At 63.8% G+C, this 14356-nt stretch carries 15 protein-coding genes; 8 read left to right on the top strand and 7 right to left on the bottom strand.

From position 1 onward, the window contains the following. Nucleotides 1–13 precede the first annotated feature (13 nt). Nucleotides 14–787, top strand: a complete 774-nt coding sequence (locus DSM104635_RS19345; RefSeq protein WP_158767882.1) for an enoyl-CoA hydratase-related protein — start codon at nucleotides 14–16, stop codon at nucleotides 785–787. 11 nt (nucleotides 788–798) lie between these two features. On the opposite strand, the gene DSM104635_RS19340 is transcribed toward DSM104635_RS19345, so the two are convergent. The 3 genes from DSM104635_RS19340 to DSM104635_RS19330 form a co-directional block, all read right to left on the bottom strand. Continuing rightward, complete coding sequence (locus DSM104635_RS19340) at nucleotides 799–1911, bottom strand: hypothetical protein (protein ID WP_158767881.1); 1113 nt, start codon at nucleotides 1909–1911, stop codon at nucleotides 799–801. Between the two features lie 81 nt (nucleotides 1912–1992). Then, nucleotides 1993–2682 (bottom strand): response regulator transcription factor, encoded by a 690-nt coding sequence (locus DSM104635_RS19335; protein WP_158767880.1) that lies wholly within the window; start codon nucleotides 2680–2682, stop codon nucleotides 1993–1995. A gap of 49 nt (nucleotides 2683–2731) precedes the next feature. Continuing rightward, nucleotides 2732–3409 carry a YggS family pyridoxal phosphate-dependent enzyme gene (locus DSM104635_RS19330; RefSeq protein ID WP_158767879.1) on the bottom strand — a complete coding sequence of 226 codons (678 nt, stop codon included), beginning with the start codon at nucleotides 3407–3409 and terminating at the stop codon, nucleotides 2732–2734. On the opposite strand from DSM104635_RS19330, the gene DSM104635_RS19325 reads away from it, so the two are divergent. Next, entirely contained in the window at nucleotides 3408–3998 is a 591-nt protein-coding gene (locus DSM104635_RS19325) for a thiamine phosphate synthase (RefSeq protein WP_158767878.1), read from the top strand. The genes DSM104635_RS19330 and DSM104635_RS19325 overlap by 2 nt on opposite strands. On the opposite strand, the gene DSM104635_RS19320 is transcribed toward DSM104635_RS19325, so the two are convergent. Continuing rightward, nucleotides 3995–4438: an NtrZ family periplasmic regulatory protein gene (locus DSM104635_RS19320; protein WP_158767877.1), complete on the bottom strand. Its 444-nt coding sequence runs from the start codon at nucleotides 4436–4438 to the stop codon at nucleotides 3995–3997. The two genes, DSM104635_RS19325 and DSM104635_RS19320, sit on opposite strands and share 4 nt — an antisense overlap. 284 nt (nucleotides 4439–4722) lie before the next feature. Here DSM104635_RS19320 and DSM104635_RS19315 point away from each other — a divergent pair, with 284 nt between their 5' ends. The 4 genes from DSM104635_RS19315 to holA are packed head-to-tail and all read left to right on the top strand — an operon-like array spanning nucleotide 4723 to nucleotide 9577. Next, a complete protein-coding gene (locus DSM104635_RS19315) occupies nucleotides 4723–5238 on the top strand; it encodes a DUF3576 domain-containing protein (RefSeq protein ID WP_158767876.1) in 516 nt (171 codons plus the stop codon). A 49-nt stretch (nucleotides 5239–5287) separates the two neighbouring features. Then, entirely contained in the window at nucleotides 5288–8053 is a 2766-nt protein-coding gene (gene leuS / locus DSM104635_RS19310; protein ID WP_158767875.1) for a leucine--tRNA ligase, read from the top strand. A gap of 7 nt (nucleotides 8054–8060) precedes the next feature. After that, nucleotides 8061–8555, top strand: coding sequence for a hypothetical protein (locus tag DSM104635_RS19305; RefSeq protein ID WP_158767874.1), 495 nt, complete (start codon nucleotides 8061–8063; stop codon nucleotides 8553–8555). Continuing rightward, complete coding sequence (gene holA / locus DSM104635_RS19300) at nucleotides 8552–9577, top strand: DNA polymerase III subunit delta (protein WP_158767873.1); 1026 nt, start codon at nucleotides 8552–8554, stop codon at nucleotides 9575–9577. Before DSM104635_RS19305 ends, holA begins: the two co-directional genes overlap by 4 nt. Nucleotides 9578–10203: 626 nt before the next feature. Here the strand turns inward: holA and DSM104635_RS19295 are convergent. Then, entirely contained in the window at nucleotides 10204–10968 is a 765-nt protein-coding gene (locus DSM104635_RS19295; RefSeq protein WP_158767872.1) for a hypothetical protein, read from the bottom strand. A gap of 232 nt (nucleotides 10969–11200) precedes the next feature. Here DSM104635_RS19295 and DSM104635_RS19290 point away from each other — a divergent pair, with 232 nt between their 5' ends. Both DSM104635_RS19290 and DSM104635_RS19285 read left to right on the top strand, forming a co-directional pair. Next, complete coding sequence (locus tag DSM104635_RS19290) at nucleotides 11201–12517, top strand: dicarboxylate/amino acid:cation symporter (protein WP_158767871.1); 1317 nt, start codon at nucleotides 11201–11203, stop codon at nucleotides 12515–12517. Then, the gene (locus tag DSM104635_RS19285) at nucleotides 12518–12907 is read left to right on the top strand and encodes a bleomycin resistance protein (protein WP_158767870.1); all 390 of its coding nucleotides are present in this window, start codon (nucleotides 12518–12520) and stop codon (nucleotides 12905–12907) included. 9 nt (nucleotides 12908–12916) lie between these two features. On the opposite strand, the gene DSM104635_RS19280 is transcribed toward DSM104635_RS19285, so the two are convergent. Together DSM104635_RS19280 and DSM104635_RS19275 are read right to left on the bottom strand one after the other, a co-directional pair. After that, nucleotides 12917–13123, bottom strand: a complete 207-nt coding sequence (locus DSM104635_RS19280) for a hypothetical protein (RefSeq protein ID WP_158767869.1) — start codon at nucleotides 13121–13123, stop codon at nucleotides 12917–12919. A 72-nt stretch (nucleotides 13124–13195) separates the two neighbouring features. Further along, the gene (locus DSM104635_RS19275) at nucleotides 13196–14341 is read right to left on the bottom strand and encodes an aminotransferase (protein ID WP_158767868.1); all 1146 of its coding nucleotides are present in this window, start codon (nucleotides 14339–14341) and stop codon (nucleotides 13196–13198) included. Nucleotides 14342–14356: the final 15 nt, after the last annotated feature.

The raw sequence follows: 14356 nt of genomic DNA, 5'->3' as shown, positions 1-14356 counted from the left end.
GGAGGCCCTACCCATGAGCGACGAACACATCCTGGTCACGCGCGACGGCGCGGTGTTGGAAATCCGCTTCAACCGCCCGGCCAAAAAGAACGCCATCACCAACGCCATGTACGGCGCGATGGCCGATGCGCTGGAGAGCGCCGCAGCAGACAAGGCCGTGCGCGCCATCCTCTTCACCGCCGCCGGCGATTTCTTCACTGCCGGCAACGACCTGATGGATTTCGCGGCGCAGAATGCTGGGTCCGTCAGCGGCCCGCGCCATGTTGAGCGCTTCCTGCGGCGCATGATCGAAGCGGAGAAGCCGGTGGTCGCCGCCGTGCAAGGCAACGCCGTCGGCGTGGGTGTGACGATGCTGCTCCAGTGCGATCTGGTTTACGTCGCCGAAAGCGCCAAACTCACAACGCCGTTCACGGACCTCGGCCTCGTGCCGGAGAACGCCTCCAGCCTCACGCTCCCCGCCCGCATCGGCCACGCCCGCGCCTTCGCGCTGCTCGGCTTGTGCGAACCGTTGAGCGGCGCGGATGCCGCTGCTTTCGGCATCGCCAACGCTGCGTTGCCCTCCGCCGAAGTGGAAACACGCGCACGCTCGGCCGCCGTGGCGTTGACAAAGAAGCCAGCGGAATCGCTGCGGCTCACCAAGAACCTAATGCGCAATCGCGCCGCGTTGAGTGAGCGCATGAATGAAGAGGGCAAACTGTTCGGCGAGCGACTCAAATCGGCTGAAGCCGCGGAAGCCTTCGCCGCCTTCCTCGAACGCCGCCCACCGGACTTCGCCAAACTCGGCTAGCGGCGCGCCGTTTAGAGCGCCGGGACGACCGTGAAGACGCAAACCTCGTCCATGCCGCCATCTGGCCCTGGCCGCATGACAAGGTCGCTGAGCGGCTGGTTCGGAACAGCCCAACGCGCGTGAAAATAGGTGTCGCCGAAGCGAAAGATCGGCGTCAACGTCACGTAGCGGATTTCACCGTACGTGGTTTGGTCCCCAGCAAAGACGCGCCAGCCTTCGGCACGGAGCGTATCGACATTGTCGGTGAAGTCGTGCGCGTCGGCGCGCATGATCCTTCGTTCTCGCACCGGCCGTGGCGGCAACGCCCAATATGCCGCGTCGATGTAATTACCCTCGCTCTCGATCAAGACCGGACGGTCGTGAACGCCGTCATTGTCGAGATCAAAGCCGTCCGCGAGCAATTTATCCCTCAAGCGATATCTTGCGTCTTCTCGATCCACGATCATCTCCGCGGGCAAGCTGCTCACGAACGCGGGCCAGGCATCCAGTGGCGAGCTGAATAGCCGCGCCGCCGGCACAACGAGCGCGCGGCAGAAACCCTCCTCACCCGGCGCTGACCGTTCGAGATGCAGCGTCCCCGGCGCGCCGCGCGAACGGTCTGGTTCGAGACCCGCCAAGCGCTGCGACGCGTTCGTGCAGGTTTGCGGCCGGCCAGGCTGCTCGGGCTCTAAGCTACCTTCGGTGTAGCGGCACTCCAGCACGCGCTCCGGCTCGATGATGACGGTGGCGAGCGTCTGAAATGGCTCTCTGGTCCGCCAGATCGCATCGCGTCGATAAAGCACGCGATCGCCGATGCTGAGGGTAAAGACGTTCGAGGAAATCCCGCCAGCCATTCCGTACGGGGTCGCATCCGCGAGCATGGTGTGAGCGAGGTGAACGACGCGACCGTCATCGAACGTGCAAGTAGAGGGATCACGAATCGCAATTCTGGAGAGTCCGCGATCGACCGCGGCGGGTGGCGCCGAAAACACCGGCGCAGTTTCATTGTAGGCAGCGGCGAAACGCACCATCGCGCGGTCGCCCTGGCAGACCACCGCGCCGTACATCCACAATTCATCCGCGGACGCGGGCGTCGTGGCGCTCAGTGCGCCAACCACCACCATCGCCGCCAAAAAGCGTTTCATGCCGATGCTCCAAGGAGCACGCTAGCAAGGCATATTTAAGAGTTGCGGCAGCCGACGCGGTTAATCAGTGCTCGCACTGAATCAAACCTGCAACCGATACCCGCCGGTTTCGGTGATCAGCAGTTTTGGGCTCTGCGCGTCCGGCTCGATCTTCTGGCGCAGGCGATAGATGTGCGTTTCCAGCGTGTGCGTGGTGACGTTGGAGTTGTAGCCCCACACTTCGCGCAGCAGCTCCTCGCGCCCGACCGGCTTTTCGCCGGAGCGATAGAGGTAGCGCAGGATCGAGGTTTCCTTGTCGGTCAGCCGTACTTTCTTCTGCGTCTGATCGACCAGCACCCGCATCGACGGACGAAACTCGTACGGCCCAATGCGATAGACCGCGTCTTCGCTGGCTTCGTGGCTGCGCAAGTGCGCGCGTATGCGCGCCAGCAGCACCGAGAACTTGAACGGCTTCAGCACGTAATCGTTGGCGCCGGCGTCGAGGCCTTGCACCTGGTGCTCTTCTTCCTGCGCCGCGCCCGTTAGCATGATGATTGGCGCCTTGACGCCCTGCTCGCGCAATTTCCGACACGCGTCGAACCCGTCCATGTCCGGCAGGCTCACATCGAGCACGATCACGGCCGGCTTTTCGCTCTCGGCGGCCGCGAGGCCTTCGGCCGCGTTCGCCGCGCCGACGCCGCCAAAACCGGGCTCAAGATCGAACTGCTCCACCAGCGCCTGGCGGAGGTCGGTATCGTCATCGATGATCAGGATAGTGGTTTCGCGCGTCATGTCCGCCCCAGCTTACAGGACAAGGTATGCACTAGGGAATGACTGTCGCCTAAACCCGGGCGCCGAAAAGCGCTGATCCGACGCGCACTTGCGTCGCGCCAAAGCGGATGGCCGTCTCGAAATCGTCGCTCATCCCCATGCTGAGCTCAGCCAATCCGTTGCGCGCGGCGATCTTCGCCAAGAGCGCGAAGTGCATCGCCGGCTCCTCCTCCAGAGGCGGAATGCACATCAGGCCGACGACGGGGAGCCCGTAGGTTTCGCGCGCTTCCTTGATGAAAGCGTCCGCTTCGGGCGGTGCGATTCCGGCCTTTTGCGGCTCCTCGCCGGTATTCACCTGCACCAGCAACTCGGGACACCGCCCCACCTTCTGCGCGGCGCCTGCAATCGCAGCGGCAAGCTTCGGGCGATCGAGCACATCGATCGCATCGAACAAGCGCACCGCGTCCTCGGCCTTGTTGCTCTGCAACGGCCCAATCAGACGCAGGCGCAAAGCATCGAACTGGCCACGTCGATCGACCCAGCGCGCTTGCGCTTCCTGGACCCGGTTCTCACCGAACAGGCGCAGCCCTGCCGCTAACGCCGCGTCGACGCGCTCATCCGGCTGCAGCTTCGACACCGCGACCAGACCAACGGCGTCCGCCGCACGTCCCACCGCTTTCGCGGCAGCCGCTATCCGCGCGAGAATCTCGGCGCGTGAAGCGGCGACGTCGGAGTAAGAAGCGCTCATGGGTTCGCCTTATCAGCTAGCCGCGCTGGCGCGCCGGCTCAACCGCGCCGCGGGCAGCCCGGCGATTCCAGCACTGTTTTTCTTGACCGATCCAAAGCGCACGCCCGATCCAGTGGCCGCCGCCAAGCGGCTGCCGCGCGGCACAGCCGTGGTTTATCGCCATTTCGGTGCAACCGACCGTGCGCACATCGCGCGCCAACTCGCCGCGATTTGCCGGTCCCGGGCGCTCATTCTGTTGATCGCGGCGGATCCCGAACTGGCACGCCGCGTCGGCGCCGGTGTGCACTGGCCGGAGACACGCATCCTCGCGCGCGACGGACCAGGTCTCATAATCGCAGCCGCGCATAACGTTGACGCCATCGCCCGCGCCGCCGCATGCGGCGCCGATGCGTGCATACTCAGTCCCGTCTTTCCCACACGCAGCAAGCTGCGGCGCGAGCCGCTCGGCGTTTTCCGCGCCAGCCAACTTGCACAACGCAGCGCCATTCCCGTGATCGCACTGGGCGGCGTCACCGCGCACAATGCACGGCTACTCGCTGGACGCGGTTTCGCCGGCGTCGCTGCAATTGATGCTCTGATGAATGCTTAGAAGCGGAACGCCGACTCGATCCGAACGCCAGCGTTCGGCTCTTCGTGCTCTTGCGGCTGCGCTGTGATCGGCGCCGTATCCGGCGTCTCGACGCTCAACTGACCACCCACGCGCATGCTCGGTGTGAACTGGTAATAGGCGCCCACAGACGCCTGATCGCCGCGGCTGACTTCTGGCAGGCGCTCGATACGCTCGGCCTCGCGGACATCCAGGGTCACACCCCAACGCTGGTTCAGCGTCCACGCCGGGGCGAGCAAGCGGTCGTTCTCGCTCTCGCCGGTGATCTGTTCGGTGACGCCGCTAGAGGTGGTAAAGCGCTGGTACCAAGGTACCGCCGACGAGGGGGCGGACACGCCTGGCGCAGTCACTGGGGCGACCGGAGCGCGGTCCTGAGCATGCGCGACGCCGGCCGACGCCAAGACGGCGGCTCCCGCGATCACCCATGTAGACCCTTTAAACACCGGACTTTTCCCCTCAGCTTCAGCACCTGACCAGCCAATATAGCTTAAGAGGAACTGATCCGCAGTGAACTTTAGGACACAGCCCCCGCGAATATTTCGTCAAAACCGGGGCAGTTGTTTCGGTTCCGGTGGATTAACCATCTAAGCGAACCCCGTCACAACATCGCCAGCTTCGCAGTGCCCCACTGGCCCTGCCAATCGCCCATGATATAGGAGCGAGCGCCTGGGGATGGCGTGGCGACACGAAAGCGGAGGAAATTCGAATGACGGCTGGGCGTTTGCTCTTCAGGGGCGCACTTTTCATGGTCGCGGCCCTCGCGCTCTCCGCTTGCTCGATGTTCCGAGGCGACGATAGCGGCGGCTCGCGCGCTGACGACAACGCTGGCCGCGGCGGCGGCGTGACACTCGGCGGCGGCGGCTCGAGCAGCAGCGGCGGTGGTGGCGGCGGCGATGCCGGCATCGGCGTCAACTCGTTCCTGTGGCGCGCTTCGCTCGACACGCTGAACTTCATGCCGCTTGCGTCGGCTGATCCTTTCGGCGGCGTCATCATCACCGATTGGTATTCCGATCCAACCACGCCGAGCGAACGCTTCAAGGCGACCGTCTATATCCTCGATACGCGCCTCCGCGCTGACGCGCTGAACGTGTCGATCTTCCGCCAGCAGCAAGCGAACGGCGCTTGGGTGGACGCGACGGTTGATCCGGACACCGAAGTGCAGATCGAGAACGCGATCCTTACGCGCGCGCGTCAGCTTCGGCTGAGCACGGTTGGCAACTAGACAGGCGGGGCGTTTGCCGCCACGAAACGCCCCATAAGAGGGCGTTGGAATGTCGCGTTACAATCATCGAGAAGTCGAGCCGAAGTGGCGCGCGCGTTGGGCCGCGGCAGGCATCGACCGCGCGCTTTCACCCGAAGAGGCTAACGGCAAGCCGAAAGCCTACGTGCTCGAGATGTTTCCCTATCCGTCGGGACGCATCCATGTCGGCCACTCGCGCAACTACACGATGGGCGATGTCGTCGCCCGCTTCCGCCGCTCCAACGGCTACAATGTGCTGCACCCGATGGGCTGGGACGCGTTCGGGCTTCCAGCGGAAAACGCCGCCATCGAAAAGAACGTCCATCCCAAAGGCTGGACCTACGACAACATCGACGCGATGCGCGAGCAGCTCAAATTGCTGGGCCTCGCGATCGATTGGTCGCGCGAAATCGCGACGTGTGACGCGAGCTATTACAAGCACCAGCAAGCCATCTTCCTGGCGTTTTGGCGGAAGGGCTTGGTCTATCGCAAAAAGCAAAAGGTGAACTGGGACCCGGTCGACAACACCGTGCTCGCCAACGAGCAGGTGGTGGATGGCAAGGGCTGGCGCTCTGGCGCACCGGTTGAAACGCGCGAACTAGAGCAATGGATGTTCCGCGTCACCGCCTACGCTGAAGATCTGCTGACCGCGATCGGCGGCTTGGACAAATGGCCCGACAAAGTGCGGCTGATGCAGTCGAACTGGATCGGCAAAAGCCAGGGCGCGCGCTTCAAGTTCGACATTGTCGATCGCGAACCGGGCGGCACGAGCGGCGAGCACCAGATCGAAGTCTTCACAACGCGGCCCGATACTTTGTTCGGTGCGAGCTTTGTCGCGCTCGCCGCCGATCACCCGCTGACCAAGCAAGCCGCGATCGAAAACGCCGACGTGGCCGAGTTTATCACGCGCGCGCAAAGCCTCGGCACCAGCGAAGCCGACATCGAAAAAGCCGAGAAATTCGGCGTCGATCTGGGCTTGCGCGTGAAACACCCGTTCGATCCGAGCTGGGAATTGCCGGTGTGGGCGGCGAACTTTGTGCTGTCGCAGTACGGCACCGGCGCGCTCTTCGGCTGCCCGGGCCACGATGAACGCGACCACGCTTTCGCCAGCACGTATAAGCTGCCGATCATCCCGGTGGTGCTGCCGAACGGCGAAGACGCGGCGACGTTCAGCGTTGCCGACAAGCCCTACACAGACGACGGTGTCGCCTACAATTCGCGCTTCCTCGATGGCCTCGGCTCACGCGCCGCGATTGCGCGCGCCGTCGAAGAATTGGTGAAGCTCGGCGCAGGCGAGGCGACGACGCAATGGCGGCTGCGCGATTGGGGCGTTTCGCGGCAGCGTTATTGGGGCTGCCCGATTCCGGCGATCCACTGCGAAAAATGCGGCGTCGTGCCCGTGCCGGAAAGCGATCTGCCGATCGCGCTGCCGGACGACGTCACGTTCGACCGCGAGCATCCGGGCAATCCGCTCGACCGCCACCCGACTTGGAAACACACCGCCTGTCCGACGTGCGGCGGCAAGGCCACGCGTGAAACCGACACGCTCGATACGTTCGTCGACTCAAGCTGGTACTTCGCCCGCTTCACCGATCCGAAAAACGAAACCTCGCCGTTCGATCAGAAAAAGGCCGCCTACTGGCTGCCGGTCGACCAATATGTCGGCGGCGTCGAGCACGCGGTGCTGCACCTGCTTTACTCGCGCTTCTTCACGCGCGGCCTCCGCGATTGCGGTTACCTCGAAGGTCCCGCCAACGGCGAGCCGTTCGCTAGCCTGTTCACGCAAGGCATGGTCGTGCACGAGACGTATAGAGAGGTCGTGCCGTTCACGCACAACTACGCCGCAACGGATTTCAGCAAAGACGATCCCCTCCCGCCAGACGAACCTTCCAGGGCGAGATCCGTTGCGGAAGCGCTCGGAAAGTCGCCCCATTCGGCCGTCGTTCTTGAATTCGACAGTGTCGCCGGCGCTTCAGGAACAAGGGTGGCGATGGGTGGATGGCTGCTCCCAGAAGAACGGGAATCTCTGAAAGCAGGCCGTCTCTACCTCACGGGCGACATCGAGAAGATGTCGAAGTCGAAGAAGAACGTCGTCGATCTCAGCGAATTCATCACCGATTTCGGCGCCGACGTTGCGCGCTGGTTCGTGCTGTCCGACTCACCGCCGGAGCGCGACGTCGAATGGACGGCCGCCGGCGTCAAAGGCGCGTGGGGTTTCGTGCAGCGTGTTTGGACGTTGGTCGACGCGCACGGAAAGCCGGCGCCAAAGGCAACCGACACGCCACCCAACCGCGCCGCCGAAGGCGAGTCGCTGGCGCTGCGCCAACTCGCACACCGCGCCATTCAAAGCGTTACCGACGACATCGAGCATTTCCGCTTCAACGTCGCGATCGCGCGCTGCTACGAACTGGTGAACGCCATCGCCAAGCTGAAGGGCGACGACGAAGCCAGCATCTACGCACGCGGCGAGGCGCTGCGCATCCTGGCGCAGCTGATCTCCCCTTACATGCCGCACCTAGCCGAAGAGTGCTGGGAGACGCTCGGCGGCGAGGGCCTGCTGGCGATCGCGCCCTGGCCTGTGGCCGATCCGCAACTGGCGGCGCGCAACAGCGTCACATTGCCGATCCAGGTGAATGGCAAGAAACGCGGTGAAATCGAAGCGCCCAAGGGCGCGCCGGAAGCCGATGTGCGGGAAATGGCCCTGAAACACCCGTCCGTGGCGCAATTCCTTGAAGGACAGACCGTCCGCAAGGTGATTGTGGTCGCCGACAGGATCGTCAATATCGTCGCGAACTGAGGAAGCCATGCGCGCACTGATCGCCAGTCTCACCCTGCTCGTTGCCGCTTGCGGCTTCTCGCCGATGTACGCCCCGCCCGGCGGCGGTGCCGCGATCGGACCTGTGACGGTCGAGATGATCGAAGGCAAAGCCGGTCACGTTCTAAAAACCGAGCTCGATCGCCTCCTCTCGGTCGAGAACAACGGCACGACGCCGGCGATGCTGCAGATCACCCTCTCCGAAACCGTCACCCCCCTCGGCATCCGCATCGACGAATCCGCCACGCGCGCGGAGCTTCGGCTGATCGCCAATTACATTCTGACGCCCGCAGCCCCCGGCGCGCAGGTGATGCGCGGCTCCGTCTTCACCGTCGTGAACTACGCCATCCCCACCGCCGCCTTCGGCGAAATCACCGCGCAGGATGACGCGCGCGAACGCGCCGCCGAAACCATGGCGCAGCGCTTCCGCGCCGAACTCGCGCTCCGCATGGCGCAAGCGCGCGACGAGGGCGCGCAACGGTGAAGATCCAAGGCGCCTCGATCCGGCGCTTTCTCGACAAGCCGGACAAAGCGGTCCGCGCCGTCCTGCTCTACGGCCCCAACGAAAGCTTCGTGCACGAAGCCGCGCAGCGCTTGAGCGCCTGGGCGATGGGCAAGAGCGACGATCCGTATGCCGTGACCAAGCTCGATGAAGGCGAGATCAAGAAGGACGGCGCCAAGCTGTCGGATGCGCTTTCCGCGCAATCACTACTCGGCGGCCCCACCATCGTCTGGGCGCGCATTAGCGGCAAAGCGGCCGACGACGCCATCGTCGATGCGCTCAACACCATCGAGCGCGGCGATCCCGGCGGCTATCTCATCATCGAAGCCGGCGATCTCGGCTCAACCGCGCCGCTGGTGAAACAGTTTACGAACGCCAAGGCCGGGGCTGTCATTCCGTTCTACGAAGAGACCGAGGCCGAACGCGCGGTCTTCGCGAAAGCGCTCGCCAAAGAACTCAACATCGCCTTCGATCGCGGCGCTGAAGATACGTTCCTTGCGCTCCTGCCAAGCGATCGCGGGCTTGCGCGTCAGGAAATCGAGAAGCTCGCGCTGTTCACGCACGACCTCGGCCGCGCCGTCACCACCGAGGATCTCGAAGCGCTGATGGCCAGCGAAGCCGAAAGCGCGCTCGACGCCGCCTCCCTCGCCGCAGCGCAAGGCAAAGCCGCGCAAGCGGTAGAATCGCTCGCCCGGATCGATGCGCTTTCCGGCGTCTCGGCGCTGCGCGCCCTGCTCCGCCGCCTGCACCAGCTCCGCGAAGCGCGCGCGCTGATCGACGCTGGCGCGTCACCCATCGACGCCGTCGCCAAGCTTCGCCCGCCCGTGTTCTGGAAAGAACGCGACGCCGTCGCCGCCCAAGCGCGGCTTTGGTCCGCTAAGAAACTGAACGCCGCCTACGACGTGCTTTGGAGCGCCGAACTCCGCAGCAAAACCGCCGGCGCGCCGCAGGAGCTGATCGCAGCGGATGCGTATCGCGGTGTTGCGAAGCTGGTCGGCGGCTAGTTCGCGATCAACGATCAACCGTGGGAATGAGAAACAGCAGCGCCGCGAGTGCGACGTAGGGCGAAATCCACAACAGCGGCGACAGATCGATCATGGGAGCGCTCCAGGAATGAGGTTCGCCCGTGAACGGCTGCGCACGCAGCGCCGTTCCTGCGGAACTACCGCATCCGCCCTCCCCGCCGCAGCTGCGTGACCACCGTCACGGCGACAAGGTTAGGCGCCCATTAGGTTAGCTTCATCGAAGCGATGGCGCTTCACCAACGGGAGCCACCAATGACCAAGTTTTACAGCCTCTTCCTCGCCGCCGCCCTGTTCGCGCCGTTCGCCTACGCCGCGCTGAACCAAGCCGCGCAGATCATGTCCTGAAGCAAGTTTCGAAGAGAGCCAGTCCGATGACCAAGTTTTATTCTCTGATCGCCGCCTGCGCCGTGTTCGCGCCGTTCGCGATGTCCGCCATGAACCAAGCCGCCCAGATCGTCGCGTAGCTCCCAAGCTGACGATTTAGGTTTGGTCCTGAAGAAGGGCGCTGAGGGTTGCTCCCCCCTCAGCGCCCTTCACGCGTTTTGGGTGATACGACGACGTGAACTCCGATGGCGACTGCTGGCCCGATGCGGATGCTCGCTGAGTCAGCCGCCAATCGCGGTTAGCCAAGTGGCTATGGCGCCCCACGCTTGCGTCGCGGAAATAGGCTCGCGAACCAACTGAAGCACCAACAATGCGCCGCCGGCAATGAGGTAAGCCGGATGTGGTCTGCCGCGCGTCCGCCAATCGTAAATCATGGCCGCGATGATCAGCACGTCGCTGATAAGGCCCGGCATCAGTGCGACGGCAACTGGGGGCGGCGCCAGCGGATTGGCGCCCGGCGGCGCAAGGAGAACCAAGAACCAGCGGGCGATCGGCGCTTCGAGAAGAGAAACTGTCGCTACCAGTAGCAACCGCTTGTGCCATTCGGGCCGACGCACATTGGCGATGGCAAACGCTACGACGACGCCGAAGAAGATCATCACGCTCGGCGGCACGATGAGAAACGCCTTCGCTCCTTGCTCGAAACCCGCGGCGATCTGGCGGTTGGCCGCGACAATCGCGACCACAATGCCGAGAACCGTCATGGTGGTCGCGAGAGCGATCCCGGCCAATCCAACTTCGCGGTGATGCGCTACGCGGCCGGATGAGACCAAACTCGTCTGGTAGATTACGAACGCGGTCCAGGCGAAGAACAAGGCGCCATGGATATGCACCAAAGCGCTGCCGCGAAAGGCGCCTTGCGCCATGGGTAAAAAGTAGGTGGGCGCAAAGCCCAGCACAGCGGTGGCCGCGCATGCCACCATCATCCAAACGTAAAAAGACGGCTTGGCTCGGCTCGCCGACGGAGCGCTTGTCGTCGCTGTCATCGAAACCCCCATGAGGATGCGGGTGAAGACTATTGCAGCGATCCTCAGCAGCCAAGCCGTCGAGGTGAAAGTATCTTGCCTGAAAAGTGTCCGCTGCCGGCGACTAACTGCCGTCCCGCGTCTCCGCCCTCCTCTCGCTTTCGCAGCCGCGAAGCGACGGCGAGAACGCATGTTCGCTTGATCCCCCGCGCTCGCGCCGCTAGCCACGCTCAACACCAGGAGCCGAGACACGATGGACACGACAAAAAAGGGCGGCATCCCGTTCCACGTCTTGATGTTTCTGGGATTCTTCATCGGCCTCGCGGTCGGGCTCTATGTGAACCTCTATGTCGGCGCCGAGACGCCCTGGGTGCAGACGGTGACGTCGAGCGTCACTGGGCCGATCGGCCAGCTCTTCCTCGGCCTTCTGTTCATGCTGGTGCTGCCGCTGTTGTTCAGCGCCATCGTCGTCGGCGTCGCCGAGATGGGCGATCTGGGTTCGCTTGGCCGTGTCGGATGGAAAACATTGGCGCTGACCGTGGTGGTGTCGTCGATCGCCGTGCTGATCGGCCTCGCGCTGGTAAATTATTTCCGACCTGGCGACGGCGTCGATCCAGCGCTCGCCCAGAGCTTGCTCGCGCAATATGCCGATAGCGCGCGCGGCATCGTTGAGAATGCGCCCGAGCGCGTCGATCTCGGCCAGTTCTTTCTCGACCTGGTGCCGCGCAACGTGTTCGCCGCCGCCGCCGAAAACCAGGTGCTGCCATTCATGGTGTTCGCGGTGTTTTTCGGAATCGGCCTCGTCCTCGTCCGCTCCAAAGCGACGGACGCGCTACAACAGGCCATCACCGGCTTGTTCGAAGTGATGATGAAGCTCCTCACCATCGTCATCAGCGTGGCGCCGATCGCGATTGCCTGCTTGATGTTCAATCTCGCCGCCCTGTTCGGTTGGGATTTGCTGGCGCGGCTGGCGGCCTATGTCGGCGTCGCGGTCGCCGCGATGGCGATCCACATGTTCATCGTCTATCCGATTTTCGTTTGGGTCTTGGGCGGCAAGAACCCGTTCGCGTTCTTCGCTCAAGTCCGCGACCCGATGGTCGTCGCGTTCTCGACCGCATCGTCGAACGCCACCCTGCCCGTCTCGCTCCGCGCCGCGGAAACTGAGCTGAAGCTGCCGCGCAAGATCGCGCGCTTCGTGCTGACGGTCGGCGCGACGGCCAACCAGAACGGCACCGCGCTGTTCGAGGGCGTGACGGTTCTCTTCCTGGCGCAATTCTTCGGCGTCGATCTTTCGCTCAATCAGCAGATCGTCGTGATGCTGGTCTGCATCCTCGGCGGCATCGGCACCGCCGGCGTGCCCGCGGGTTCGCTGCCGGTGATCGCGATGATCCTGGTCATGGTCGGCGTGCCAGCTGAAGGCATCGGCCTCATCCTCGGCGTCGACCGTTTCCTCGACATGTGCCGCACCACGCTCAACGTCACCGGCGATCTCGTCGTCGCGACCGTTGTTTCACGCGGCGAGAAGGACCCGGTCACCGCTGAACCCGAACCGATTGCGCCCGCAGTCTAGATGCCCGACCGCATCACCGCAAACCTGCCGGCGATCAACTTCGACGCGACGGAGGCATTTTACGCGCCGCTCGGCTTCACCGCGTCCTGGAAGGATTCCGGCTGGATGATCCTGCGGCGCGGATCGCTGGAACTGGAGTTTTTCCCCTTCCCGGATCTCGATCCGTTCCAAAGTTCGTTCTCAGCCTGCATCCGCGTTGATGATCTCGACGCGCTCTACGCCGATTTCTCGCGCGCTGGCGTGACGAACGACCGATGCGCCATTCCGCGCTTGACGCCGCCCTTGACCGAGCCTTTCGGCCTTCGACTGTTCGCGCTGATCGATCTCAACGGCAGCCTGCTTCGCTGCATCGACAACAAGGCCACCGAGCGGCTGACACAGCGAACTTAGCGCGTCGCGTTACGATTTCGGTTTGAACTGCGGCAGAAAGCCGTGAACCACGCCGATCAACACTGGATCTTTCGCCAGGGCCTGTAGCAGCACCACGGTGTTCGCCGCGGCGCCGTTGAAGGTCAGCGACGAACCGGTGAAGTTGCAGTCCTCGTACTTGTTGCCGTCCATGGCGACGTTCTGCCCGGTAAAATCTTTCTTTTTGTATTCAGCCATGTCCCACCTTTTCGAAACTTGAAGCGGCTCCATAACCTCGGACGGCCGAAATCGCTAGCCGGCAGGACGCCGTCACGCCGCCCGTTTGGCCCGCACCAACGCCTCCGCGCCGCGATCGAGCGTTTCGTCACGCTTGGCGAAACAGAGCCGGATGAGGGCCGGCGCGCCCGGATTGGCGTAGAAGGCCGAGATCGGGATTGTCGCCACGCCGTGTTCGACCGCATGCTTGGCGAACGCTTCGTCGCTCATGGCAATGCCCGAAGCTGGAAGATCGATGCTGACGAAATAGGCGCCGCATGCAGGGAGCGTGACAAACCCTTCGGCGGTGAGGGCGTTCACCAGCCGATCGCGCGCGCGTTGAAAGCCAGCGCGCATCGCATCGAAGTACGCCCTCTCCTTCCCGAGCGCGTACCTCACCGCGCGCTGCAGATTGGGCGGAGTCGTGAACGTCAGGAATTGATGCGCCTTGGCGAACTGATCCATGAGCGCCGGCGCGCCGCACGCGAACCCGACCTTCCATCCGGTGAGCGAGAACATCTTCCCGGCCGAGCCAATTTTCAGCGTACGATCGCGCAACACCTCCAGCATCGAGACATGCTCGGCGCCGTCGAACAGAACGTGCTCCCAGACCTCATCGCTAACGACGATCGCATTGTGTTCCACGCAGAGCGCCGCGAGCATCTCCAGCTCAGCGCGGCTCATCACGGACGCGCTTGGATTGAGCGGCGTGTTGATGACAACGACGCGAGTCTTGTCGCTGAACGCCGCCTCGACAGCTTCACGCTCCAGCCGCCAATGCGGCGGCTGCAAGCGCAAAATACGCGGCACGCCACCTGCCCTGCGCACCATCGGCACGTACGCATCGTACAAAGGCTCGAACAGCACCACTTCGTCGCCCGGCTCGATGAACGCGAGCAACGCCGCGGCGATCGCTTCGGTTGCGCCGGAGGTGATGGTGACTTCGCGCTGCCAATCGAGATCGACGCGCTGGCGCTCGCGATAGTGCGCGGCGACCGCCTGCCGCAGATCCGGCAAGCCACGCATCGGTGGATACTGATTCGGTCCGTCCAGCGTGGCGCGCGCCGCTGCTTCAAGAATATCGCGCGGTCCGTCGTCCTCGGGAAATCCCTGCCCGAGATTCACCGCGCCGCGTTCGGCGGCGAGACGTGACATGGTCTCGAAAACAGTGGTCCCAAGGGACGCGTAGACGCTGTTCATGCGAACAGCGTCGCG

It is taken from the genome of Terricaulis silvestris, from assembly GCF_009792355.1.
Taxonomy (GTDB): domain Bacteria; phylum Pseudomonadota; class Alphaproteobacteria; order Caulobacterales; family Aquidulcibacteraceae; genus Vitreimonas; species Vitreimonas silvestris.
Note: the sequence above shows the minus strand (reverse complement) of the source record. Positions and strands in the feature narration are given on the sequence as shown.